This window comes from Dactylosporangium sp. CA-233914 (assembly GCF_050942935.1).
Classification (GTDB): Bacteria; Actinomycetota; Actinomycetes; order Mycobacteriales; family Micromonosporaceae; genus Dactylosporangium.
Map to the genome: position 1 here is coordinate 3,009,857 of NZ_CP192030.1, position 23,801 is coordinate 3,033,657.

Sequence of the window (23,801 nt, forward strand, 5' to 3'; positions counted from 1 at the left end):
GGCGGCACCCCTCCCTCGTGCCGCCGCCTTCTCATGTTCCGGGCGCTCCTTCGACCGGCAGCGCACTCCTGCGAGGACCTGCCGCGCCGCATGCCTTTCCCATCGGCGGGCCGGCCGGGATCGTGAGCATCACACCGTGTCACGTTGACGGTGCTGGGGCCGGTGGGACACGATGACCGGCAAGCGGTATGCGGAGGAACCCGGTGCGAGTCCGGGACGGTCCCGCCACTGTGACCGGGGCGCCGCCCGACACCGCAAGGCGGCGATTCCGGGAGCCAGGAGACTCCGGCCGCCCATGTTCAGCCACCTCGCGGGCGCGGACCCGCCGAAGGGATGTGTGCCCGTGACGCCGCCGTATCCGTTCTCGGCCGTTGTCGGCCTGCCCGACCTGCGCCTGGCGCTGCTGCTCACCGCCGTGTCGCCGGCCATCGGGGGAGTTCTCGTCCGCGGCGAGAAGGGCACCGCGAAGTCCACCGTCGTGCGCGCCCTCGCCGACCTGCTGCCCGAGGTCGAGGTCGTCTCCGGCTGCCGCTTCGCCTGCGACCCGGCCGCGCCCGACGCCGGCTGCCCCGACGGGCCGCACACGCCCGGCGCCGGGTTCGAGCGCCGCCGCTCCGCCCTGGTCGAGCTGCCCGTCGGCGCCACCGAGGACCGCGTCGTGGGCACCCTGGACCTGCAGCGGGCCCTCGGCGACGGCGTCAAGGCCTACGAGCCGGGCCTGCTCGCCGCCGCTCACCGCGGGGTGCTCTACGTCGACGAGGTCAACCTGCTGCCCGACCACCTCGTCGACCTCCTCCTCGACGCGGCCGCCATGGGCCGCGCGCACGTCGAGCGCGACGGCGTCTCCGTCAAGCACGCGGCCCGCTTCCTGCTCGTGGGCACCATGAACCCCGAGGAGGGCGAGCCCCGCCCGCAGCTGGTGGACCGCTTCGGCCTGGTCGTCGGCGTGGCGGCCCCGCAGGAGGCCGCGCCGCGGGCCGAGGTGGTCCGGCGGCGGCTGGCGTACGAGGCCGATCCGGCCGCGTTCGCCGCGCGTTTCCTCGCCGAGGACGCCGCCCTGGCCGCGCGGATCGTGAGCGCCCGGGCCCGGCTCGGCGCGGTGGCCCTGCCGGACGCGGAGCTCGACCGGATCGCGCGGATCTGCCTGGCGTACCGCGTCGACGGTCTGCGCGCCGACATCGTGGTCGCGCGCACGGGGATCGCGCTCGCCGCGTGGCACGGCCGGACGGTGGTCACCAAAGCCGACGTGCGCGACGCGGCCCGCCTCGCCCTGCCGCACCGGCGCCGGCGGGATCCGCTCGACCCGCCGGGCGCGGACCGTGACCGGCTCGAGGAGGTCCTGGACCAGGAGGCCGGACCGGACGACGACGACCCGCCGGGCGGGCCACCGCCCCCGGACGACAACCCGCCGCCGGACGGGCCTTCGGATCGTTCGGATTTGTCCGATTCCGCGCCGCCCTCTTCCGGGCCTGAACGTTCGGGGCCGGCCGATCCGCCGCCCGCGCCGCCAGGGCAGCGCTCGCCGGTCGAGCCGGATCAATCCGACTCGCTGAGCGAATCGGATTTTTCGGAAATGTCCGAAGTGGCGGCGCCGGGGCAGCTCGCGTTCGCGGGGCTGCCGTACAAGCCGAAACTGCTCGCCATCGCCGGCCGGGCGAACCGCCAGGCCGGTGCCCACGCCGGCCGCCGATCGCCCGCCCTGTCCCGCCACGGCCGCGTGGTGCGCTCCCGCGCCCCGATCGGCGGCAAGCTCACGAGCATCCACGTGCCGGACACGATCCGCGCCGCCGCGCTGCGCGGGGCCGGGCGCGCCGAGGCCCGGGACGTGCGCGAGGCGGTCAAGGCCGGGCGGGAGGCCAACCTCGTGCTGTTCGTCGTCGACGCCTCCGGCTCCATGGCCGCCCGGCAGCGGATGGGCGTGGTCAAGACCGCCGTCCTGTCGCTGCTGCGGGACGCGTACCAGCGGCGGGACAAGGTCGGCATGATCTCCTTCCGGGGTCACGACGCCTCGCTCGTGCTGGAGCCGACCGCGAGCCACGAGGTCGGCGTGGTGCGCCTCGCCGAGCTGCGCACCGGGGGCCGCACGCCGCTGGCCGCGGGGCTGCGCCAGGCCGCGCGGACCCTGCACGGCGAGCGGCGCCGCGACGCCCGCCGCCGGCCGCTGCTCGTCGTCGTCACCGACGGCCGCTCGACGAGCGGGCCGGACCCGCTGAGCGTGGTGCCGCTGCTGGCCGGCGTGCCCGCCGTCGTCGTCGACTGCGAGAACGGCCCGATCCGCCTCGGGCTGGCGCGCCGCCTCGCCGCCGCGCTCGAGGCGTCCTGCATTCCGCTGACGAGCCTGGGAGCCTGAGTTGCCGCAGGGAAGAGTCGAGAACGTACCCGACGACGGGCTCACCACCCGCCAGCGCCGCCGCCAGCACGTCCTGGCCGTGCACACCGGGCTGGGCAAGGGCAAGTCGACCGCAGCGTTCGGCATGGCCCTGCGCGCGTGGAGCGCCGGGTGGCCGATCGCCGTGTTCCAGTTCGTGAAGAGTCCGAAGTGGAGGGTCGGCGAGGAGACGGCCCTGCGCGCGCTCGGCGAGACGGGTAAGGGCGGCAGCGTCGTGTGGCACAAGATGGGCGAGGGCTGGTCGTGGATCCAGCGCCCCGGCACCGAGCGCGACCATGCCGCCGAGGCCGCCGAGGGCTGGGCCCAGATCAAGCGCGACCTGGCCGCCGAGGCGTACAAGTTCTACGTGCTCGACGAGTTCACGTATCCGATCAAGTGGGGCTGGGTCGACATCGCCGACGTCGTCGAGACGCTGCGCGAGCGCCCCGGCACCCAGCACGTCGTCGTCACCGGCCGCGACGCCCACCCGGACCTGGTGGAGCTCGCCGACCTGGTCACCGACATGAGCAAGGTCAAGCACCCGATGGACGCCGGGCGAAAAGGCCAGCAGGGCATCGAGTGGTAGCCCGGATCGTCATCGCGGCCCCCGCCTCCGGTCACGGCAAGACGACGGTCGCGACGGGCCTGCTCGCCGCGTTCGCCGCCCGCGGGGCGAGGGTCGCGCCGTTCAAGGTGGGCCCGGACTACATCGACCCCGGGTACCACGCCCTGGCCGCCGGCCGCCCGGGCCGCAACCTCGACCCGGTGCTGGTCGGCGAGGACCGCATCGCCCCGCTGTTCGCCCACGGCTCGGCCGGCGCCGACCTGGCCGTCGTCGAGGGGGTCATGGGGCTGTACGACGGCCGCACCGGCGCGGGTGAGCTCGGCTCGACCGCGCACGTCGCCCGGCTGCTGTCGGCCCCGGTCGTCCTGGTCGTCGACGCCACCGCGCAGGCCCGGTCCGTCGCCGCGCTCATCCACGGGTTTCGCTCCTTCGGCCCCGGCATCCACATCGCCGGGGCGATCCTCAACCGGGTCGGCTCCGACCGGCACGAGCAGATCCTGCGCGACGCCTGCGCCGAGGTCGGCACCGAGGTCCTCGGCGTTCTGCACCGCCACGACGCCGTCGCCGCGCCTTCCCGTCACCTGGGTCTCGTGCCGGTCGTCGAGCGCTCCGCCGAGGCGGCCGCGTCGGTGGCGGCCCTGGCCGAGCTGATCGCCGCGAGCGTCGACCTGGATGCCGTGCTGGCGGTGGCGCGCTCGGCGCCGCCCCTGTCGAGTCCACCGTGGACCCCGGGCTTCGGCGAGCCGGTCGCCGGCGAGCCCGTGGTCGCGGTCGCCGGCGGCCCCGCGTTCTCCTTCGGCTACGCCGAGACCGTCGAGCTGCTCACCGCCGCCGGTGCCCGGGTGTCCTATGTGGACCCGCTGCGGGACGAGGCCCTGCCGGACGGGGCCCGGGCGCTCGTCGTCGGCGGGGGATTCCCCGAGGTGTACGCCGAGCAGCTGTCCGCCAACGAGCCCCTCCGCGCCGCGGTGTCGGCCCTCGCCGCGTCCGGGGGCGCGATCGCGGCCGAGTGCGCGGGGCTGCTGTGGCTGTGCCGCACGCTCGACGGCCGCGCGATGTGCGGGGTCCTGCCCGCCGACGCGACCATGACTGCGAGTCTCACCCTCGGCTACCGTGACGCCGTCGCCGTCTCCGCCAGCGTCCTGGCCCCGGCCGGCGTGCGGGTCACCGGGCACGAGTTCCACCGCACGCGGGTCACCCCGTCGGCGGGCCCGAGCGCCGCGTGGGCGTGGCGCGAGGGCCGGGACGGGTTCGTCGAGGGCAACGTGCACGCCTCCTACCTGCACCTGCACTGGGCCGGGGCGCCGCAGCTCGCGTATCGGCTGGTGGCGGCGTGCGCCTGACGGTCGGCCTGGGCGCGCGCTCCTCGGCCTCGGTGGCCGACGTCGAGCGGCTGCTGCGCGAGGTGCTGCCCGATCCGTCGGACGTCGTGGCGGTGTCCACTGTGGACTCACGGCGGTCGCTGGCGTCGGCGGTCGCGGAGCGCTTCGGCTGGGAGCTGGTCGTGTTCGGGGCGCCGGAGCTGGCCGCCGTGCCGGTCCCGTCGCCCTCGGCCCGGGTGACCTCGGCCCTCGGCACACCCAGCGTCGCCGAGGCGTCCGCCCGGCTCGCGGCGGCCGGCGGCGGCGCGTCCGTACTCATCGTGGAGAAGCGGTCCTCGCCGGTGGCCACCGTCGCCGTGGCCGCGCCCGCGCCCGAGGTCGTCGTGGTGGGCATCGGCGCCGGCGGCGACCTGAGCCCGCAGGGCCGGGCCGCGCTGCAGGCGGCAGAGGTCGTCTTCGGCGGCCCCCGCCAGCTCGCGCTGCTGCCCGACGGCGGCGCGGAACGCGTCGCGTGGCCGTCGCCGCTGGTGCCGGCGCTGCCCCGGCTGCTGGCCGAGCGCCACGGGCGGCGGGTCGGCGTGCTCGCCAGCGGGGACCCCATGCACTACGGGATCGGCACCACCCTCGTACGGCTGCTGGGCGCCGCCCACGTCACCGCCGTGCCGCATCCGTCGTCGGTGTCGATCGCCTGCGCCCGGCTCGGGTGGGCCGTCGAGGACGTCGACGTGGTCAGCGCCGTCGGGCGGGACCTCGACGCGCTGCGGCGACACCTGCAGGACGGGCGGCGGGTGCTCGTGCTGTCCTCCGGGGCCGGCACGCCCGCCGAAGTCCGGCGGGTCCTTTCGGAGACCGGGTTCGGCGGCAGCGGCGTCACCATCCTGGAGGAGCTCGGCGGGGACGGCGAGCGGATTCATCACGACCCGGCGGCCGCCCGGCCGCTGAACATCGTCGCGGTCGAGTGCCGGGGCGACGGCGGGGTACCACTCGTGCCCGGGATCGCCGATGACCGGTACGACACCGACGGGCAGCTCACCAAACGGGAGATCCGGGCCGTCACGCTCGCCGCGCTGGGACCCCGGGCCGGGGAGCTGCTGTGGGACGTGGGGGCCGGGTCCGGCAGCATCGGGATCGAGTGGATGCGGGCGCATCCCCGGTGCCGCGCCGTCGCGGTCGAGAAGGACCCCGTGCGGGCCGCGCGCGTCACCGGCAACGCCCGGCGGTTCGGGGTGCCGGGGCTTCGCGTCGTGGTCGGGGACGCGCCCGCGGCGCTCGACGGGCTCCCCGCGCCCGACGCGGTGTTCATCGGGGGCGGGTTCACCGTGCCGGGCGTGTTCGAGGCCTGCCTCACCGCGCTCAGCAGCGGGGGGCGGATCGTGGTCAACGCCGTCACCGTCGAGTCCGAGCGGCTCGTGGCCGAGCTTCAGGCGCGCCACGGCGGGGAGCTCACCCGCATCGCCGTCCAGCGGGCCGGGGCCGTCGGCGGGTTTCTGGCGTGGCGGCCGATGCTGCCCGTGACGCAGTGGGTGGTGCGAAAGTGACCGTGTACTTCATCGGCGCCGGCCCGGGCGCGGCCGACCTCATCACCGTGCGCGGCCGCGACCGGCTCGCCGCCGCGCCGGTCTGCCTGTACGCGGGCAGTCTCGTCCCGGTGGAGCTGCTGGCGTACTGCCCGCCGGGGGCCCGGCTCGTCGACACCGCGAACCTCGACCTCGACCAGATCGTCGCCGAGCTCGTCGCCGCGCACGCGCGGGGCCTGGACGTGGCCCGCCTGCACTCCGGCGACCCGTCGGTGTTCAGCGCCATGGCGGAGCAGCTGCGCCGCCTCGACGCGGCCGGCGTGCCGTACGAGATCGTGCCGGGCGTCCCCGCCTTCGCCGCCGCCGCCGCGTCCCTCGGCCGTGAGCTGACCGTCCCCGGCGTCGCCCAGTCGGTCATCCTGACCCGCACCGCCGCCCGCGCCACCCCGATGCCGCCCCGCGAGGAGCTGGCCACGCTCGCCGCGAGCCGGGCCACGCTCGTGCTGCACCTCGCCGTGCAGCGCATCGACGCGCTCGCTGCGGAGCTGGCCCAGTGGTACGGCCCGGACTGCCCGGTCGCCGTGGTCGCCTACGCCAGCCGCCCCGACGAGATCGTCCTGCGCGGCACCCTGGCCGGCATCGCGGACCAGGTGCGCGCGGCGGGCATCAAGCGCACGGCGGTCATCATCGTCGGCCCCGTGCTCACCGCCGAAACGTTCCCCGACAGCCATCTGTACTCGACCACCCGCAGCCGCCATCCTTGATCCCGGTGCGGCCCGCGGTCCCCGGCGACCGGCGCGACGGGCTCGACCCGGGGCCGGTGAGGTCGGTCTGCGTCACCCCAGGGCGATCCAGACGTCGTCCAGGGCGCCGTGGAACTGGTCGTTGTCCTTGCCGTCGCCCTTGCCGCCGATGCTCAGCGGGACCGTGTTCGTGATGGCCAGCGTCGCCGGGATCGTCGCGGTGGCGTGGACCGCGTCGTCGACCAGCAGCGTCAAGGTCGCGCCCGCGCGGCGGCACTCCAGCCTGTGCCACGTGCCGTCGGCGATCGAGACGCCGGACCGGGCGACGTGGATGTCGCGGACCACGTTGTCGGTCAGGACGCAGCTCGGGCGGCCCGGCGCGCCGTCGACCTGCAGCTTGTACTGGCTGCCCGCCGCGGAGTACCCCTTCTGCAGGACGTTCTCGCCCGGGCCGGTCTGGCCCCTGGCGAGCTTCACCGACGCGCCGTAGCGGATCGGGTTCGCGCCCGGGTTCAGCTCCGGGGCGTCCGGCGCCTGCAGCACCGCGTGCGGGCACTTCTTGCCGCTGCACTTGGCCGGGAACGCCGCGGCGTGGCCGGCGGCGCGGGCGGCCAGCCTGACCTTGCCGCCGCGGTTGGCCGACGGCACCAGCGTGTGGCCATGCCCCGAGTCGTCGGCGACGGTCCCTCCGATCCTGGCGGCGTCGAAGCTGTACCGCGCGACGATGACCGGCGCCGGGACGCCGGCCGGGCGCACGGCCGCTGAGGCCACCGAGACGTCGAGCAGCACGGCGGCGCCGGCCAGCGTCACCGCCAGGTTCCCCCATGTCTTCATGTCCGAAATGTGTCATATTTACGTGGCGCTGAACGCGCACTTCCACCATCGTGTCGGTTACTGCTCACATCCGTTCGGACGACGGACAGTCATCCGGACCGTGGGGGTGGGCACGGCTCTGCCAGACTGGACGGCATGCGGTGGGTGGTGATCGTGGCGGTCGTCGCCCTGGGCGTGGGCGTTCCCGGCCCGGCGTTCGCCTGGGCGGAGCGGGCGCGGGAGGCCTGCCGCATCACCGATCCGGCGGTCACCGAGGCATCCGGCCTCGCCGCGCTGCCCGGCGGTGGCTACCTCGTCGAGAACGACTCCAACCCCGAGCCGCGCAAGACCCGCCTGTTCTACCTCGGCGCCGACTGCCGGGTGACGCGCAGCGTGGGATACCCGACGACCGCCCGCGACCCCGAGGACCTCGCGGTGGACGCCAAGGGCACGGTCTGGATCGCCGACATCGGCGACAACAGCCCGCTGACCGGCGGCTCCGGCAAGCGCCGCGACACGATCGCGTTGTGGACGCTCGCGCCCGGGGCGAAGAGCATGAAGATCCATCGGCTGCGATACCCCGACGGCACCCCGCGCGACGCCGAGGCGCTGCTCATCGACGGTCAGGGCCGGCCGGTCATCGTCACCAAGGACCCCAGCGGCGAGGTGTTCCGCCTGGAAACCCCGCTGCCGACGGACAACGTCGAGGGGGCGCCGCTGACGAGGATCGGCCGCTTCGAGGCGACCCACAGCGGCACCAGCAACCCGTTCGGCTTCCTCGGCGGCTCCTTCGTCACCGGCGCGGCCGTGTCCCCGGACGGCACCCGGGCGGTCGTGCGCACATACGCCGACGCGTACGAGTTCGACGTTCCCGACGGCGACGTGGCCAAGGCGATCACCACCGGCAAGCCGCGGGTGACGCCGCTGCCGGACGAGCCGCAGGGCGAGGCGATCGCATACACACCCGACGGCAAGGACTTCCTCACCGTCTCCGACCAGGCGGGCCCGGTGAGCATCCTGCGCTATCCGGTCGAGCGGCCGGCCCCGAGCCCTTCCCCGTCGCCGACTCCCACCGAGGCCGCGAAGCAGGCCGACCGGGGGGCCGGCCCGGGCGAGCCGGGGCCCGGCCGGCAGGGCAAGGTGGCGCTGCTGACGGGGGCGTTCGTGGTGGTGGCCGTCGGTCTGGTAGCGGCGGCCGCCCGGCGGGCCCGGCGGCGCTGAGCGACCGCCGGCGCGGAGCCGGACACCCGCCCTCAGACGCCACCCGCCTGGAAACCCACGGCGACACCCGTGAGTACTCCCGGTGTCGACGGGCATCGGTGCGCGTGACACGATCGCTACCGAGGGATCAAGGGGGAGGTTGGGGTAGCGGTGGTGCGCATCGAGGTCGAGCGTGCGACGACGCGCGACATGCGGCGGCGCAACCGCTCCACGCTGCTGTCGGAGCTGTTCTTCCGCGGGCCGTTGAGCCGTCACGATCTCAGTCGCATCACCGGGCTCAGCGCCGCCACCGCCAGCAGTGTCACGGCCGAGTTGCTGCACGAGGGTCTGATCATCGAGGCCGGGCAGATCGAGTCCGACGGGGGGCGACCGCGGGTTCTGCTGCGGGTCAACCCGGACTTCGGGCGGCTGGTCGGTGCCGACGTCGGCGAGACCGGTGTCAAGGTCGAGCTGTTCGACCTGGCGATGAACCGCCTCGCCGCCGTCGATGAGCCGCTGCCGTCCTCGCGTCCCGATCCGTCCGCGGTCGCCGGGCAGTTGGAGGCCGGCATCCGTGCGGTGCTCAAGGACATCGACCCCGACGCGGTGCTCGGCATCGGTATCGGTGTGCCGGGGACCGTGGAGCAGGCCGACCCGCCGCTGGTCTACGCGCCGACGCTCGGCTGGCGCGGGGTCTCCTTCCATGATCTGCTCCGCGAGCGGGGGGTCGGCGCCCCGCTGTTCGTCGAGAACGGGGCCAAGACCCAGGGGCAGGCCGAGATGTGGTTCGGGGCCGGGCGGGGGGTCGGCAACGCCGTCGTCGTCCTGGTCGGCTCGGGCGTCGGTGCCGCCGTCATCACCAACGGGACCGTGTACCGCGGCGCCAGCAGCAGCGCGGGGGAGTGGGGCCACACCACGGTGGTCTACGGCGGGCGGGTCTGCCGGTGCGGGGCGCGGGGCTGCCTGGAGGCGTACGTCGGCGCCGAGGGCATCCTGGAGCGCTACCGTACCCTCGACCCCGACACCCCCGCGGCCGACGGTGAGATCGCCGACGTCACCGCGCTGATCGCCGCCGACACCCCGGCGGCGGCCGAGATCCTCGCCGAGACCGCGGGCATGCTCGGCGCCGGCATCGGCAACCTGGTGAACCTGTTCAACCCCGAGCGGGTCGTGCTCGGCGGCTGGGCCGGCCTGGCCCTGGGCGCCCGGCTGCTGCCCCAGATCCGCTCGGCCGCCCGCGAGCAGGCCCTCGAGCACCCCTTCGGCCAGGTGTCGATCGAGCTGTGCGAGCTGGGGCCGGACGCGGTCGCCTTCGGTGCCGCGACCCTGCCGATGGCGGAGCTGCTGCGCCGCGCGTCGCGCCCCTGAACCGGCCGCCGCACCCCGATCGACGACGCCCGGTAATCGGGGCGTGACCTGGGATAACGGCAACGGGCCAACCGCAAGCGGACCCCTTTTTTCGCCTCTTATATTGACGCGCGATGAATCTGGTCATAGCCTGCCTTCAATCTGGAAGGGCGCTTAACAGATGGCCGGCCGCCCAGTCGGCTTCACCCGATCTGGGCGCCCAACCGGGGCCACCCTCCGCTGAAAGGCCTCTCATGGCAAGAACCCGCCTGCTCCGCCGCGGTGTGCTCGCCACCGCCGCCCTCGCCGTCATCGGCGCGGTCGGTGCCGTGGCGATGAACGTCGCGTCCGCCGCGTCCGCCGGCCCGATCACCGGCTACGGTGGCAAGTGCGTCGACGTGGCCGCGGCCAGCTCCGCCAACGGCACGCAGGTGCAGCTGTACACCTGCAACGGCACCAGCGCCCAGCAGTGGACGATCGGCGACGACGGCACCATCCGGGCGCTGGGCAAGTGCCTGGACGTGGCCGCGGCCAGCTCCGCCAACGGCGCCAAGGTGCAGATCTACGACTGCAACGGCACCGCCGCGCAGCAGTGGTCGCGCAACAGCGACGGCACGCTGCGGGCGCTGGGCAAGTGCCTCGACGCGACCGGGCCGAGTTCGGCCGACGGCACGCCGCTGCAGATCTGGGACTGCTTCGCCGGCGCCAACCAGCGCTGGACGCTCCCGGGTGGCACCACGCCGCCGACCACGAACCCGCCCACGTCCAACCCCGCGATGGGCGCCGCGCCGTACGCGTACCTCGGCTGGGGCAACCTGCCCGACCCGCGCACCATCATGAGCGCGACCGGCATCAAGTGGTTCACGATGGCGTTCATCCTGTCCAACGGCGCGTGTGAGCCGCTGTGGGACGGCAACCGGCCGCTGACCGGCGGGCAGGACCAGACCACCGTCAACAACATCCGCGGGGCCGGCGGCGACGTCGCCGTGTCGTTCGGCGGGGCCAGCGGGCCGTGGCTGGAGCAGACCTGCGGCAGCGCGAGCGCGCTCGCCGCGGCGTACCAGAAGGTCATCAACGCCTACGGCCTGAAGGCGATCGACATCGACATCGAGGGCACGGTGTACAACAACCCGACCCTCCAGCAGCGCACGATCGACGCGCTGAAGACGGTCAAGGCCAACAACCCCGGCACCGCCGTGTACGTCACGTTCCCGAGTGACCGCACCGGGCCGGACTCCTCGATGATCAACCGGGCGGCGGCCAGCGGGCTGACCGTCGACGCGTGGACCATCATGCCGTTCGACTTCGGCGCGGCCGGGCAGAACATGGGCAACCTGACGATCCAGGCGGCCGAGGGCCTGAAGAACGTGGTCAAGAACGGCTACCACTACACCGACGACCAGGCGTACCGGCACTCGGGCATCTCCTCGATGAACGGCATCACCGACGTCGGCGAGACGGTCACCGTGGCGGACTTCCGCACCATGCTGGCCTACGCCCAGCAGCACCACCTGGCCCGGTTCACGTTCTGGTCGGCCAACCGCGACCGGCCGTGCAACGGCGGCGGCACCGGCGACGACACGTGCAGCGGCGTCTCGCAGAGCGCGTGGGACTACACGAAGGTCATCGCCCAGTACCAGGGCTAGTCCCTCATGAGCGGGTGCCCCGGTAAGCGGACGGCCGGGGCACCGGCACAGGGAGGGGCGGGCCGGGACGGTCACCCGAAGCCAACGCCCGGCCCGGCCCGCCCCTCCAAACCCCGAGGAAGGTGAGGTAGCCCACGTTCAGTTGTCGGGTGGCATACATCCGGGATCAAACGGTGCCCGGGCGCGCATAGGTTGCTCTTCGTCCGACGAAGACCGACCGCGTGCCACATGCGGTACAGATAAAGGAAGTCGATCCCCGATGAAGCGTCTGCTGCCCGTCCTGGCCGTCTCCTGTGCCGCCCTGCTGTTCACCGCGGCGTGCGGGGACGACAAGAAGGAAGAGAAGAAGTCCGACACCGCCGCGGCCTCGGCACCCGCCTCCGCGTCCGCCGAGCCGTCCACCTCCACCAAGGCTTCCGGCGAGGCGAAGGCCTCCGGCGCGGCGAAGGCGTCCGGTGCGGCCGGCAAGCTCGAGTTCACCACCGTCGGCAAGATGACCGGAGAGCTGTTCACCAAGGACCCCGACTGCCCGTTCGGGCAGTGGGACGCCAACTCAACCGGCGTGGAGCCCAAGTACCGCTCGGCCGTGGCGAGCTTCAAGCAGTTCGACTGCTACGAGAAGAAGAACGACAGGCTCCCGCACCGTGGGCAGCAGGCCATCTTCGTGGAGTTCAAGGCGGCCAACGCGGCCAAGGCGTACGCGCAGGACCAGGCGAAGCTGTACCCGACGCTGCTGGTCGGCAACACCGTCGTCGTGGGCGGCACGGGCCTTTCGAAGACCGACATGAAGGCCTGGCTCGAGTCCGTCAACGAGACCGCCGGCGGCACCGGGGAGATCCTCGCCTGAGGATCGGGCCCGCCGGCGTCATTCTCGACGCGGGCACCGTCGGCTGGAACACCAACATACTGCAACTTCCCGTGGGGGTTAGGCTTTGCCGGTGCCGACCGTGCTGATCCTGGGCGGCACCGGGGAGGCCCGGCGGCTGGCCTCGGTGCTGCTGCCGGCGAATCGCGTGATCTCCTCCCTCGCCGGCCGCGTCGCCGACCCGGCGCTGCCGGCGGGGGAGGTGCGCATCGGCGGCTTCGGCGGTCCGTCCGGCCTGGCGGCATACCTGCGGGCCGAGTGTGTGGACACCGTTGTGGACGCCACCCACCCCTTTGCCGCCCGGATGTCCGCGAACGCCGCCCAGGCCTGTGCCGAGACCGGCGTCGCGCTGCTGGTGCTGCGCCGGCCGGGCTTTGCGGACATATCCGGTTCGCACCACGTGCCGACCCTGCAGGCCGCCGCGGTGCTCCTGCCTTCGCTGGGAAGGCGTGCGTTCGTGACGACCGGGCGCCAGGGAATCGGGTATTTCCGGGATCTTCCGATGTTCCTACTGCTGCGCTGCGTGGACCCGCCCGAGGACGTTCCGTCCAATGTGGACGTGATCCTGGACCGCGGACCGTTCACTGTGGACGGTGAGATCGCGCTCATGCGGCAGTACGACATCGACCTGCTCGTCACGAAGGACAGCGGGGGAAGCATGACCGCCGCGAAGCTCGATGCCGCGAGGGAGCTGGGGATCCCGGTGGTGGTCGTCGACCGCCCACCGGTCACCCCAGGCGTCCCCGTCTGCGAATCCGTCGAGGAAGTGGCGAAGCTACTGCTTGCGTAGCCAGTACGTCAGCCCGGCCGCCGAGTGCGCCTCCGCGTCCGGCCACGGCGAACCCTCGCCGAACGCGGTCGCCAGCACCTCGTCGGCGATCGCGGCCGCGTGCTCGGCCAGGGCCTCGGCGGTCTGCGGGTCCTCGGGCTGATACCGCAGCTCGATCCGGTCGGCCACCTCCAGCCCGGAGGCCTTGCGCGACTCCTGCACCTGCCGGATCACCTCGCGGGCGATCCCGGCCCGGCGCAGCTCGGGCGTGATGTTCAGGTCCAGCGCCACGGTCGCCCCCGCGTCGCTTGCGACCGCCCAACCCTCGCGGGGTGTCTCGGTCAGGAACACGTCGTCGCGTTCGAGCGTCACCGGCTCCCCGCCGACCGCGAGCGTCGCCGTCCCCGCCTCGCGCAGCGCGGTGCTGAGCACGGTGGCGTCCGCGGCCGCGATCGCCGCGGCGATCTGCTGCACCCGCTTGCCGTAACGCTTGCCGAGGCTGCGGAAGTTCGCCTTCGCCGAGGTGTTCACCAGCGAGCCGGTCAGCGGCTCGACCGCCTGCACGTTGAGCTCGTCGGCGAGCAGTTCCAGCAGCTGCGCGTCGAGGGCGGAAAGGCCCTGGGCGGAGACGAGGACCCGCGACAGCGGCTGACGGGTCTTCACCGTCGCGTCCGCGCGCGCCGCCCGGCCCATCTCGACCAGGCGCCGCACGAGCGCCATCCGCTCCGACAGGTCGCGGTCGATCAGGGTCGCGTCCGCGGTCGGGTAGGCGGCGAGGTGTACGGAATCCGGGGCGTCGGGCGTCGTGGGCACCACGAGGTCCTGCCAGACCCGTTCGGACACGAACGGCGTCAGCGGCGCCATGAGCAGCGTGACGGTGGTGACCGCCTCGTGCAGGGTCGACAGCGCCGCCGGGTCGCCGCGCCAGAACCGGCGCCGGGCCCGCCGCACGTACCAGTTCGACAGGTCGTCGACGAACCCGGCCAGCAGCCGCCCGGCCCGCTGGGTGTCGAAGGCGGCCAGCGCCGCGTCGACCTCGCCGACGAGCTGGTGCAGCTCGGAGACGACCCACCGGTCCAGCACCGGCCGCTCGGCGACCGGCACGCCCCGCGCCGGCGTCCACCCGGCGGTGCGGGCGTAGAGGCTCTGGAAGGCCACCGTGTTCCAGTACGTCAGCAGGACCTTGCGCACGACCTCCTGGATCGCGGTGTGCCCGACCCGCCGCGCCGACCACGGCGAGCCGACCGCCGCCATGAACCAGCGCACCGCGTCGGCGCCGTGCCGCTCCAGCAGCGCCATCGGCTCCAGGATGTTGCCGAGGTGCTTGGACATCTTGCGGCCGTCCTCGGCGAGGATGTGGCCGAGGCAGACGACGCTGCGGTACGAGGACCGGTCGAAGACCAGCGTGCCGACCGCCATCAGCGTGTAGAACCAGCCGCGGGTCTGGTCGATCGCCTCGGAGATGAAGTCGGCCGGGTAGCGGGCGGTGAACACCTCGGCGTTGTGGTGCGGGTAGCCGTACTGCGCGAACGGCATCGCCCCCGAGTCGTACCAGGCGTCGATGACCTCCGGCACCCGCCGCGCGGTCGCCCCGCACCGGCAGGGCAGGGTGATCTCGTCGATGTAGGGCCGGTGCGGGTCGATGCCGGTCACGTCCCGCCGGCTGAGTTCGCTGAGCTCGGCGAGCGACTCGACGCAGGTGAGGTGGCCCTCCTCGCAGCGCCAGATCGGCAGCGGGGTGCCCCAGTAGCGGCTGCGCGACAGCGCCCAGTCGACGTTGTTCGTCAGCCAGTCGCCGTAGCGCCCGTGCTTGACCGACTCCGGGTGCCAGGCGGTCGCCTCGTTCTCGCGCAGCAGCGCGTCCTTCACCTGGGTGGTGCGGATGTACCAGGAGGGCTGCGCGTAGTACAGCAGCGGCGTGTGGCAGCGCCAGCAGTGCGGATACGAGTGCTCGTAGGCCAGGTGCCGAAACAGCAGGCCGCGCCGCTGGAGGTCCTCGACCAGCGTCTTGTCGGCGTCCTTGAAGAACACGCCGCCGACCGTGCCGACCTCGGGGGCGAAGCGGCCGTCGGGCCGGATCGGGTTCACCATCGGCAGGTCGTAGGCCCGGCACGTGGCGAAGTCGTCGGCGCCGAACGCCGGCGCCTGGTGCACGAGGCCGGTGCCGTCCTCGGTGGTGACGTACGTGCCGAGGACCACGAAGTGCGCGCCCTCCATCGGCACGAGGTCGAACGGCCGGGTGTACGCCCACCGCTCCATCTCCTTGCCGGTGAACGACTCCCCGGTCGGCGCCCACCCCTCGCCGAGTGCCTTGGCGACGAGCGGCTCGGCGACGACGAGGCGCTCGGTGCCGTCGGTGGCCACGACATAGGTGACATCGGGGTGTACGGCGACGGCGGTGTTGGACACCAGCGTCCACGGCGTGGTCGTCCACACCAGCAGCGCGGCGCCGGCCATCGGCCCGGACGTGAGCGGGAACCGGACATACACCGACGGGTCGGTGACCGTCTCGTAACCCTGCGCCAGCTCGTGGTCGGACAGGCCGGTCTGGTCCCGCGGGCACCACGGCGAGACGCGGAAGTCCTCGACGAGCAGCCCCTTGTCGAAGATCTGCTTGAGCGACCACCACACCGACTCGATGTACTGCCGGTCCATGGTCCGGTAGGCCCGGTCCATGTCGACCCAGTAGCCCATGCGCTCGGTGAGCCGCCCGAACGCGTCGGTGTGCCGGGTCACCGACTCGCGGCACTTGGCGTTGAACTCGGCGACGCCGTAGGCCTCGATGTCCTGCTTGCCGGAGAAGCCGAGCTCCTTCTCCACGGCGAGCTCCACGGGCAGCCCGTGGCAGTCCCAACCCGCCTTCCGGGCGACGTGGAAGCCCTTCATCGTCTTGTATCGCGGGAAGACGTCCTTGAACACCCGCGCCTCGATATGGTGGGCGCCGGGCATCCCGTTGGCGGTCGGCGGCCCCTCGTAGAACACCCACTCGGGCCGCCCCCGCGACTGCTCGAGGCTGCGCGCGAAGACGTTCTCCTGCTGCCAGAACTCGAGCACCTGATGATCCAGCTGCGACAGGTCGACCTGCGCTGGAACCGGGCGATACATGGTGCGGCACCTCTCCGTCGTCGATCGTGGCGATCCGGCCGGAGGGACGAGGCGCTCACATGGCCCCGCGGTACCACCCTCCTTGACCGCCTGGAGGGCAGCCCACTCTGGTCTTCAGTTGTGGCCGGTTCTACTGAGCCCGCGGGCCGTTCTTCCGGCGGCTCCGGGGTGATGTTCCCGCCCGCGCACGCCTGCCGGGCTTCCACCGTCCCCGGCTCGCTCAAGGCTGCGTGCGGGGGTACTCGTCCCCTTCAACGCCCGCCGCCGAGTATAGGCCCGAGACCTTCAGCCCCGCTGACCTGCCGGCGACGGCCTTATCTCGTCGCGCAGCCGTCCCATGCGCGCGTCCAGGTCCGCGACGGCCCGGGCGGCGTCGGCGATCTCCGCGGCCAGGTGCGCGGGCATGTCTGTGCGGTACTTGTAGGAGAGTTTGTGCTCCATGCTCGCCCAGAAGTCCATCGCGATCGTGCGGATCTGCAACTCCACCGGGATCTGCTCGGTGTGGCTCGACAGGAATACCGGCACCTCGACGATCAGGTGCAGCGAGCGGTATCCGTTGGGTTTGGGGTTGGCGATGTAGTCCTTGGTCGTGAGCACCGTCAAGTCCGGCTGAGCGCTGAGCACCTGGGCGATCCAGTACACGTCGGAGATGAAGCTGCACGTGATGCGGATCCCCGCGATGTCGCGTATCTCGGCCCGCATCGCCGGCACGGTCAGCTCGGTGCCCTGGCGTACCGCCTTCTCCAGCAGGCTGTCTGCCGACTTGAGCCGGGAGCGCACATGCTCGATCGGGCTGTAGTCGTAGATGGTCTCGAACTCCTGCCGCAGGATCTCGACCTTCGTCAGCACCTCCTGGATGCCGAAGCTGTAGTACATCCGTAGCCGGGTGAACTCGTCGCGCGTCTCGCGCAGGCGGCGAAAGACCTCTTCCTGCGCGCTGCCGACCGCCCCGAGAACGTCGGCCGACGTGTCACGCAGGCGCACCAGCAGCTGCTGCCTCAGGTCGATGGTGAGCAGATCCGGGATCGCCGGAGTGTCATCATTCATATTGATCCTTGTCTGGTTCCGGTGACGAGTGTCCGCGCCGGCGGGCGGTGTGGCCCAGGTTGGCGCAGCCGCAAAGCCGGGGCCACGCGCTCGGCTGGTCAGGACGTGGCCGGATCCGGACCGTGACGGTGGGCGCGGCATCGACCTGGGTCTCCCATGTCCTGATCATGAGCGCGTTGGTGCGCTCTTCCGGGTGGTCGCCCGTGTCGGTGCCACCCGCAGGGGTCCGTTCCTTCACGGCGGCGCGGACCGCGCCGATCGCCGCAGCAGCCAGGGCATCAACCCACCCCGGGCCCGACTCGGCCCGGAGCGCCCGTTCGGACAAGGCGTCCTGGGTGTCGTTCATGCGCCGGAACGCGGTGGCAAACAGATGCGGGTGCCAGGCAAGCAACTCGTGGCGCTCGCCTCGACGGCGCACCGACCGCAGGCCCGGACGGATCCACTCAATGACCGACCGCACCGCTACCTCACGCGGCGTCGGCCCCGGACCGGCCGCTACAACCGCCTTCACGATCTTACCGGCCTCGCCCGGGCCGGGAGCATTGAGTAGGGCGTCGCCCTTCGACTCGAAGCAGTTGAAGAACGTGCGCGCCGACACATGCGCAGCCGCACTGATCGCCTCGACGCCGTCAAGGCCATGCTTCAGCGCGAGATCCAGCGCCGCGTCGACGATCCGCGCCCGGATCTCCAGGCGCTTGCGCTTACGCAAACCCATCTCTTACGTTGCATAACTGTATTTTTGCACTTCTGCAACGTTGTTTCGCCCGGCGTTGCGGCCTGCGTGACGACCGCCACCACCCTGGGGTGGTCACGCTGTGGCAGATCCCTGCCGCGTTCGGCACCGTCACCCCGATGCGCGCCCGCGACGTCTGTCTCGCCCCTTGGCCTCCGGCGTCACCCCGAAGGGCTGCGCGCCCAACTCAAACGTCTTGTCGCCCGCTGGTGGATCGCGCGGTGAACGGCGACCACGTGGCGCCGCAGCGGTCGGTCGGCCCGATCCGTGAGAGCGACATCGCCTCGTTCTTGATCGGCGACCAGCCGGACACGTCAAACATGATCGTGGTCATCCGGCCGTGCACCGGCCGGGCGCGCTCGGTGAGCGCAGTGGTGGAGTGGGCGATGCACGATGCGAACCGCGTGATCAAGTTCAAGGCTGGCCGCTGCCGAGACTCGTGGTCAGGCCAGGACGCCAAGCCGCCGGCAAGACCACACTTTCGTGATCGCAGAGGGTTCAGCGCGATCGGCTCGGTGCTGCTGGGGTCGCCGTGGGCCTCTGGCTACCGTCATGCCGGGGCGGCTCCTGTGCAGCCCAGGCCGCTCCCGCAGAGTTGATCAGCCTGTCAGCGTCGCGAGGGTGGGCACTCCTGTCGGCCAGGGATCAACTCCCGCGCCTCGTGAACGCGTCCCGACCTGACGGCTCCTCCCCCTGTTTAAGCGTCGAATTCGACAAAACTTGCCGGAAACCATCGTTAAACATGCTAGCATGTAGGGGATCAGCTCCAACTCCAGCCCGGAGGCTGCTGTGTTGCTCCGGTTCCGCGCCACAAACTTTGCATCGATTAAGGATGAGCAGGAGCTCTCTCTCATCGCAATCGACGACCATCCCGATCTCGCGACCTCAGCGATACCGCTGAGCAGGGAGCGCGCCCTGCCTGTCGCCGGCATTTTCGGGCCGAACGCCTCAGGGAAGTCGAATGTCGTCAAGGCTATGGACTTTGCTCAGTCAGTTGTGGTGGAGTCGCACCAGTACTGGCTGCCCGAGGAACCCATACCCCGGTGGCCCTTCCGCTTGGACATGGACAGCAGGCTCGCGCCTAGCGCGTTCGTCTTTGACTTCGTGCATGATGAGGTCAGGTACGAGTACGGATTCCATCTCGACGACACGGCAATTCAGGAAGAGTGGCTGTACTACTGGCCTAAGGGCAAGCGTAGCACCCTCTTTGAACGCAGCGGCATGACGACCGACTTCGGCCCGAGCTTGACAGGACAGAAGGCGACGATCGCTGAACTCGTCCGGGAGAACAGCCTGTTCCTATCTGCGGCAGCGGCTAACAACCATCCACGACTGCGGTCCGTGGCGGCCTGGTTCAGTTCGTGGAAAAGAGCGTCCATCAACGGTCTTTTCCCTGCTCCCAATCGACCGCTTGACGACCAGACAATGGCGGTGCTCCGCTATGCCGATATCGGCGTGATCGGTGCTGCGATGGTCGAGCGGTCGCCGGAGGAGGCCAACCTCGGCCTCGGCGGGTTCAGGCGGCATCGGAGACGAGCAGCGATCGGCGCGGAGGCGGGGGCAACGGACATCACGGCGGCCGAGGAAGGAGCGCCGAGGCGGTTCGCGCGGCTTGAACTGGTTCATCAAGCCGCAACCGACAGCGGTGGTGAGCCGCTTCCGTGGCCATGGGAGTCGTCTGGCACACAGACCTGGCTACGCCTCAGCCGACTCGCCACGTCTAGCCTCCGGAACGGCTCTTTACTGGCGATTGACGATCTGGGCTCCGACCTTCACCCGTTGCTGACGGCGCAGCTTGTAGGCCTGTTTCAGGATCGTCAGACCAATCCCGCCGGAGCACAGTTGATCTTCACGGGCCATGACGTGAACCTCCTTGGAAGACATGTCGAGTACCGTCTACGCCGAGATCAGGTTTGGCTCACCAACAAGGAGCCGAGCGGCGCTACAAAGCTATACCCGTTGACCGAGTACGGCCGCGTGCGCGATGGCCTTGACGACGTGGAGGGTCGTTACCTCCAGGGTAGGTATGGCGCCGTGCCATTCTTCGACCGATCGCTGCTGGACGAGCTCACCGCGGACGCCAACGAACATGGCGCGTAACAGTCGTCCGCTGACCCGGCGTGCAGGAACGGCAATCGAGGCCGAGACAATCGTCATTGTTTGTGAAGGCGTAAAGACGGAGGAGATTTACTTCAACGGCATCCGCAAGGAGTACCGTCTCGCAACGGCGCGCATAAATTTCATCGGGCTCGGTGCGGATCCCCTGACCGTCGTGAGACGAGCCGAAGAACTCAAGTCCGACTATGACCACGCCTGGGCGGTCTTCGACGTCGAGTCGGCTGGGCATCATGGGCAGCGGCATCCAAGCCTGGAAGCGGCCATTGCGAGGGCAGACCGGGCCGGGATCCGCTGCGCGATCTCCCACCCGTGCTTCGAACTCTGGCTGATCCTCCATTTCCGACTCCACACCGCGTACCTCACCAATGACAAAGCTCGGTCGATTGCTCGTGACCTCCCCTTCGATTACGATGACAAGGGCTTCGACTTCGACAAACTCTGGCCCTACCGAGAAACGGCGCTCAAGAACGCCGACCAGCTCGATCGGCGGAAGCGCCAGGACTATCCGAGCATGGTGGACCGAAATCCCTGGACCAGCGTGCACGAACTTGTGACGCGTCTGCTGACCATTACCGGCGGGGCCGACCCGGGAGAGGCCGCTCAAACCCAGCAGAACGTGGGCTCACCGAGCCGAGTGGGAACTGATCAGGCTCGCGGGCGGCGTCACAGCGGTCGGTGAGGCTGAAGGCTGCGATCACTGAATTGGCTATGACCGATGGTCGAGTGAACTCCGAGCGCTGGCCGTCGCCCGCGATGGGGCCGTCCGCGCTTACCTCGACCAAATGGATGACGAGCAGCTGCTGAACGACTCCGACGCGGCTGGGCGAGCGCTTCCGCGAGGCGGCGCGCGCCGAGATTGACGGGCTGTGGAAGTTGCACCACGAGGCACTACCTGAACGGGTTGCGACAGCAGGCGACGAACCCGCGCCACCGTCGGAACCAGCCGAACTGCCGAAGTTCACCATCGAAGCCACCACCGTTCGCAACGGCTACCGGACCACAGCCTTCGGCGTATTCGACACGGTCGAGGAGGCCGAGCATCTGGCGGCCCAGTGGTGGCAGGCGGCCCAAGCCGACGGCCTGACCGGTCTCTTCTTCTCGGCTCGCGAGATCCGCGCCGTTTCCGCCTACGCGGCATGGGTTGATCCCGAGCGGCGACGAGTCCAGCAGGAACGCGCCGCGCAGAACCTGACCGCACAGCGAAGCCGGTTGCCGCTGGAGTTCCACGACGACGAGGCGATCAAAGAACTCGCGCCGCAACTCATCGCCGACGCCGTGACCCAGACCGGACGCTTCGAGGTCACCTCGCCCGCCGAGGCTGTCGACAGTTACCGACGTGCCGCGCAGGCGGCCGGTCGTCTCCCAGGCAAGTCGTTGGCGACCACCGAAGCCCGCTCCCCCGAAGGCAGCGTGCTGACCGTGGCGGTCAAGACGACAATTGACCTTGCCGCTTGTCGCGCCAACCACGGACGCACACCCCGAGGGCCTGGCTCATCTGCAAGCGGAGGCGTGCCAAACCTTCGTCCGGACCATCTCCATGCACAACACTCCTCTCCGAAGGGATGCGGCGATGACCGTCGCCTCGGCCGCGATGGTCGAGGACAAGCGGCACGGCTGGCCCGGGTGCGCTGGTCGGCACGCATCGCGTTCGCGGCAGGGATGGGTGCACGTGCGCAGCCAACGTGGCGGCGGCACACCCGTCGACCGGGGCACGACAATTCCTTCCGTACGGCCGGGACGGCAGCGACTGTTACCCGCCACGCGGTCGGACCTAACGCCACCGCCCCGAACAAGTCGGCCTGGTCACGCAGCACCGCAAGGTCGGCGATCACCTGACCGCCGTCGGCGAGCATCACCGCCACGCCAACCGCGACCCGGGTCATGCCCGCCCCGCCGCTGCCGCAACCCAGCCAGAGCGTCACTGAACTCGCTCCCTGTCGTGTCGGCAACATCGGCGAGCAGCCGGGCGCCGGCATGGCCGACCACGCCACGCCCGTCCGCGCTCACCGTGATCTTCGGGCCTGTTCGTAGTCTTCACCTGGCAGGTGCCTTCCGCGCGGGACCGACAAGACCGTCAGCAAGTCCTATCTTGCCAGCTCAGAAGGCACCTCCCCATTCCCGATCCGCACTATGGACGGCGCTTCACGAAAGACCGAGGTAGTGCCCGTCGCCGGTCGCTTGGTCGGTACGACCTCGGTGGAGGTGCCGGGCAGTGGGATGGCCGCCTGGGCTCGCGGTGCCAGGACCGGGTCCTGAATGGCGGATGCCCTGGGGGCTACAGGGCAGTCGTGGTCTTTTCCAGGATGCTGGCAAGTGCGTCGTAGTTGACGTCCTGCCCTTCTCTGATGTCGACGGCTTTGCGTTCACCGTTGCCCAATGCCCGAAGGAACCCCTTGACCTCCGGAATGTCCGTTGCGTTGAACACCATGAACGAAACCTTGTCCTTGGCCACCGCGATGACAGCCGCGTGGTGCCCGTTCTTGAGGTAGTGCGGCTTGCCGTACTGGAGCTGCTCCTCGGCATCCGGAATAGTCTGGCCGACCATCGCGCGTAGTCTCTCGCAAACATCAATCTGCCACGGCTGTGCCTTGTTGATGTACTGGGTTACATCGTCACTCACGGTCTTCTCCTATCATCGTTTGGCGCGGCCTGAACATGCACCCACGCGAATCACTGCGGATTGGGCTCGCTCCGGTGCCGGTCGAAGCGAGCAGACTGCGCAGCAATCATACGTAGGTCTTGAGATTCCGTCTGGCGGACTTGGGTGCGTTCGGGTCCGATAGTTCATCGACGAGCGTATCTACGGGCGCCAACGTAGTGGCATTGGTGAGCAGGACCGAAAACAACGAGTGGAGCTTCGAGCGGTCGATGATGCGCCCGTGCACTGCGTTCATCATGGACTTCCAAGGGTCCAAGCAGAAGAAACCGCATAGCTCCCTCATGAGGTGCCATTGGGATATCGGATGGGTCCACAGCGCGATCCGGCCCAGATCATCGTCTTGCCGGGAGGGGGCGTCGCACGCTGTGGAGGTGGGTCTACGTGGTGTAGGGGGACTTGGTCCGGGCATCCCGCAATGCGTGGGCCCACCAGGACAGGTGGTCCAGTGTGGCGGTGACGGTGGTGTTGCAGTCGGAGGCGGCTTTGGGCCAGGTGCCGTCAGGGGCGAACATTTCCCAGTACCTGGGGAGGCTGATGGCGTCGCGGATGGCAACGGCATCCAGTTCGGTGAAGACCTGCCGTAGCTGGTCGATGGCGTGCAGGCCGCCGGACTCCCTGCCGTAGGCGACGAAGGTTACGGGTTTGGCCTGCCATTCGCGGTAGTACCAGTCGATGGCAGTCTTGAGCGGAGCGGGGAAGCTCCGGTTGTACTCGGGGGTGACCACTGCGAAGGCGTCCGCGGCGGACAACCGGGGTGCCAGGGCGAGCACCTGCGGAGGGACGGGCTCGTCCTCGTCAGTGAGGGTCGATGGCAGATCGGCCTCGGCCAGGTCGATCACGTCGACGTCGAGGTCGCCGTGTCGGCGGGCTCTGCCCACGAACCAGCCGGCGATCGTGGGTCCGAACCGGCCCTTGCGAGTGCTGCCGATGATGACCGCCAGCCGCAGCCGGTCGTTCTCCAACATGTCCCACCTCCGCCGCGGT

At 70.8% G+C, this 23,801-nt stretch carries 20 protein-coding genes, 1 pseudogene and 1 riboswitch; of the genes and pseudogenes, 13 read left to right on the plus strand and 8 right to left on the minus strand.

From position 1 onward, the window contains the following. Positions 1–193: 193 nt before the first annotated feature. Positions 194–286, plus strand: a riboswitch (cobalamin riboswitch). 9 nt (positions 287–295) lie between these two features. Genes ACQPY0_RS13970 through cobM form a run of 5 tightly spaced genes read left to right on the plus strand, consistent with a single transcriptional unit; the run spans position 296 to position 6,536 of the window. Next, positions 296–2,350: a VWA domain-containing protein gene (locus ACQPY0_RS13970; RefSeq protein ID WP_432988677.1), complete on the plus strand. Its 2,055-nt coding sequence runs from the start codon at positions 296–298 to the stop codon at positions 2,348–2,350. 1 nt (position 2,351) lies between these two features. After that, positions 2,352–2,954 (plus strand): cob(I)yrinic acid a,c-diamide adenosyltransferase, encoded by a 603-nt coding sequence (cobO, locus tag ACQPY0_RS13975; protein WP_432988679.1) that lies wholly within the window; start codon positions 2,352–2,354, stop codon positions 2,952–2,954. Next, positions 2,948–4,276: a cobyrinate a,c-diamide synthase gene (locus ACQPY0_RS13980; RefSeq protein WP_432988681.1), complete on the plus strand. Its 1,329-nt coding sequence runs from the start codon at positions 2,948–2,950 to the stop codon at positions 4,274–4,276. Before cobO ends, ACQPY0_RS13980 begins: the two co-directional genes overlap by 7 nt. Continuing rightward, positions 4,267–5,793, plus strand: a complete 1,527-nt coding sequence (gene cbiE, locus ACQPY0_RS13985) for a precorrin-6y C5,15-methyltransferase (decarboxylating) subunit CbiE (RefSeq protein ID WP_432988683.1) — start codon at positions 4,267–4,269, stop codon at positions 5,791–5,793. The genes ACQPY0_RS13980 and cbiE overlap by 10 nt, the downstream gene beginning before the upstream one ends. Next, positions 5,790–6,536 carry a precorrin-4 C(11)-methyltransferase gene (gene cobM, locus ACQPY0_RS13990; RefSeq protein WP_432988685.1) on the plus strand — a complete coding sequence of 249 codons (747 nt, stop codon included), beginning with the start codon at positions 5,790–5,792 and terminating at the stop codon, positions 6,534–6,536. Before cbiE ends, cobM begins: the two co-directional genes overlap by 4 nt. A gap of 72 nt (positions 6,537–6,608) precedes the next feature. Here the strand turns inward: cobM and ACQPY0_RS13995 are convergent, their stop codons facing one another. After that, positions 6,609–7,349, minus strand: a complete 741-nt coding sequence (locus ACQPY0_RS13995) for a laminin G domain-containing protein (RefSeq protein WP_432988686.1) — start codon at positions 7,347–7,349, stop codon at positions 6,609–6,611. A 135-nt stretch (positions 7,350–7,484) separates the two neighbouring features. Between ACQPY0_RS13995 and ACQPY0_RS14000 the strand changes: the two genes are divergently transcribed. The 5 genes from ACQPY0_RS14000 to ACQPY0_RS14020 all read left to right on the plus strand — a co-directional run bounded on the left by ACQPY0_RS14000 (position 7,485) and on the right by ACQPY0_RS14020 (position 13,176). After that, positions 7,485–8,549, plus strand: a complete 1,065-nt coding sequence (locus ACQPY0_RS14000; RefSeq protein WP_432988688.1) for a hypothetical protein — start codon at positions 7,485–7,487, stop codon at positions 8,547–8,549. 150 nt (positions 8,550–8,699) lie between these two features. Next, on the plus strand, positions 8,700–9,896 hold the full coding sequence (locus ACQPY0_RS14005; RefSeq protein ID WP_432988690.1) for an ROK family protein: 1,197 nt from the start codon (positions 8,700–8,702) through the stop codon (positions 9,894–9,896). A gap of 233 nt (positions 9,897–10,129) precedes the next feature. After that, complete coding sequence (locus ACQPY0_RS14010; RefSeq protein WP_432988691.1) at positions 10,130–11,521, plus strand: ricin-type beta-trefoil lectin domain protein; 1,392 nt, start codon at positions 10,130–10,132, stop codon at positions 11,519–11,521. A 259-nt stretch (positions 11,522–11,780) separates the two neighbouring features. Beyond that, positions 11,781–12,368: a hypothetical protein gene (locus ACQPY0_RS14015; protein WP_432988693.1), complete on the plus strand. Its 588-nt coding sequence runs from the start codon at positions 11,781–11,783 to the stop codon at positions 12,366–12,368. 91 nt (positions 12,369–12,459) lie between these two features. After that, on the plus strand, positions 12,460–13,176 hold the full coding sequence (locus tag ACQPY0_RS14020) for a cobalt-precorrin-6A reductase (protein ID WP_432988695.1): 717 nt from the start codon (positions 12,460–12,462) through the stop codon (positions 13,174–13,176). On the opposite strand, the gene ileS is transcribed toward ACQPY0_RS14020, so the two are convergent. From ileS to ACQPY0_RS14035, 3 genes are all read right to left on the minus strand, one after another. Then, positions 13,162–16,260 (minus strand): isoleucine--tRNA ligase, encoded by a 3,099-nt coding sequence (gene ileS / locus ACQPY0_RS14025; RefSeq protein WP_432988697.1) that lies wholly within the window; start codon positions 16,258–16,260, stop codon positions 13,162–13,164. The genes ACQPY0_RS14020 and ileS overlap by 15 nt on opposite strands. A gap of 285 nt (positions 16,261–16,545) precedes the next feature. Continuing rightward, positions 16,546–17,307 (minus strand): GTP pyrophosphokinase, encoded by a 762-nt coding sequence (locus tag ACQPY0_RS14030; protein WP_432988699.1) that lies wholly within the window; start codon positions 17,305–17,307, stop codon positions 16,546–16,548. Then, complete coding sequence (locus tag ACQPY0_RS14035) at positions 17,300–18,022, minus strand: TetR/AcrR family transcriptional regulator (RefSeq protein ID WP_432988701.1); 723 nt, start codon at positions 18,020–18,022, stop codon at positions 17,300–17,302. The genes ACQPY0_RS14030 and ACQPY0_RS14035 overlap by 8 nt, the downstream gene beginning before the upstream one ends. A gap of 239 nt (positions 18,023–18,261) precedes the next feature. Here ACQPY0_RS14035 and ACQPY0_RS14040 point away from each other — a divergent pair, with 239 nt between their 5' ends. The 3 genes from ACQPY0_RS14040 to ACQPY0_RS14050 all read left to right on the plus strand — a co-directional run bounded on the left by ACQPY0_RS14040 (position 18,262) and on the right by ACQPY0_RS14050 (position 20,837). Continuing rightward, positions 18,262–18,639, plus strand: a complete 378-nt coding sequence (locus ACQPY0_RS14040; protein WP_432988703.1) for a hypothetical protein — start codon at positions 18,262–18,264, stop codon at positions 18,637–18,639. 190 nt (positions 18,640–18,829) lie between these two features. After that, positions 18,830–20,140, plus strand: a complete 1,311-nt coding sequence (locus ACQPY0_RS14045) for an AAA family ATPase (protein ID WP_432988705.1) — start codon at positions 18,830–18,832, stop codon at positions 20,138–20,140. Continuing rightward, entirely contained in the window at positions 20,130–20,837 is a 708-nt protein-coding gene (locus tag ACQPY0_RS14050; RefSeq protein WP_432988707.1) for an RloB family protein, read from the plus strand. Before ACQPY0_RS14045 ends, ACQPY0_RS14050 begins: the two co-directional genes overlap by 11 nt. Before the next feature lie 209 nt (positions 20,838–21,046). Here ACQPY0_RS14050 and ACQPY0_RS14055 read toward each other — a convergent pair whose 3' ends face one another. The 4 genes and pseudogenes from ACQPY0_RS14055 to ACQPY0_RS14070 all read right to left on the minus strand — a co-directional run bounded on the left by ACQPY0_RS14055 (position 21,047) and on the right by ACQPY0_RS14070 (position 23,782). Then, positions 21,047–21,625: a hypothetical protein gene (locus tag ACQPY0_RS14055; RefSeq protein ID WP_432988708.1), complete on the minus strand. Its 579-nt coding sequence runs from the start codon at positions 21,623–21,625 to the stop codon at positions 21,047–21,049. A 127-nt stretch (positions 21,626–21,752) separates the two neighbouring features. Next, positions 21,753–22,196: pseudogene (locus tag ACQPY0_RS14060) on the minus strand (IS1380 family transposase); the annotation flags it as partial. 237 nt (positions 22,197–22,433) lie between these two features. After that, a complete protein-coding gene (locus ACQPY0_RS14065) occupies positions 22,434–22,778 on the minus strand; it encodes a DUF1801 domain-containing protein (protein ID WP_432988710.1) in 345 nt (114 codons plus the stop codon). 416 nt (positions 22,779–23,194) lie between these two features. Continuing rightward, the gene (locus tag ACQPY0_RS14070) at positions 23,195–23,782 is read right to left on the minus strand and encodes an NADPH-dependent FMN reductase (protein WP_432988712.1); all 588 of its coding nucleotides are present in this window, start codon (positions 23,780–23,782) and stop codon (positions 23,195–23,197) included. Between the last annotated feature and the right edge of the window lie 19 nt (positions 23,783–23,801).

Excerpts from the sequence above, each read along its gene's own strand:
- ACQPY0_RS13970 (WP_432988677.1), top strand. The coding sequence starts at position 296 with ATGTTCAGCCACCTCGCGGGCGCGGACCCGCCGAAGGGATGTGTGCCC.
- ACQPY0_RS13995 (WP_432988686.1), bottom strand. The coding sequence starts at position 7,349 with ATGAAGACATGGGGGAACCTGGCGGTGACGCTGGCCGGCGCCGCCGTG.
- ACQPY0_RS14000 (WP_432988688.1), top strand. The coding sequence starts at position 7,485 with ATGCGGTGGGTGGTGATCGTGGCGGTCGTCGCCCTGGGCGTGGGCGTT.
- ACQPY0_RS14010 (WP_432988691.1), top strand. The coding sequence starts at position 10,130 with ATGGCAAGAACCCGCCTGCTCCGCCGCGGTGTGCTCGCCACCGCCGCC.
- ACQPY0_RS14015 (WP_432988693.1), top strand. The coding sequence starts at position 11,781 with ATGAAGCGTCTGCTGCCCGTCCTGGCCGTCTCCTGTGCCGCCCTGCTG.
- ileS (WP_432988697.1), bottom strand. The coding sequence starts at position 16,260 with ATGTATCGCCCGGTTCCAGCGCAGGTCGACCTGTCGCAGCTGGATCAT.
- ACQPY0_RS14030 (WP_432988699.1), bottom strand. The coding sequence starts at position 17,307 with ATGAATGATGACACTCCGGCGATCCCGGATCTGCTCACCATCGACCTG.
- ACQPY0_RS14035 (WP_432988701.1), bottom strand. The coding sequence starts at position 18,022 with ATGGGTTTGCGTAAGCGCAAGCGCCTGGAGATCCGGGCGCGGATCGTC.
- ACQPY0_RS14050 (WP_432988707.1), top strand. The coding sequence starts at position 20,130 with ATGGCGCGTAACAGTCGTCCGCTGACCCGGCGTGCAGGAACGGCAATC.
- ACQPY0_RS14070 (WP_432988712.1), bottom strand. The coding sequence starts at position 23,782 with ATGTTGGAGAACGACCGGCTGCGGCTGGCGGTCATCATCGGCAGCACT.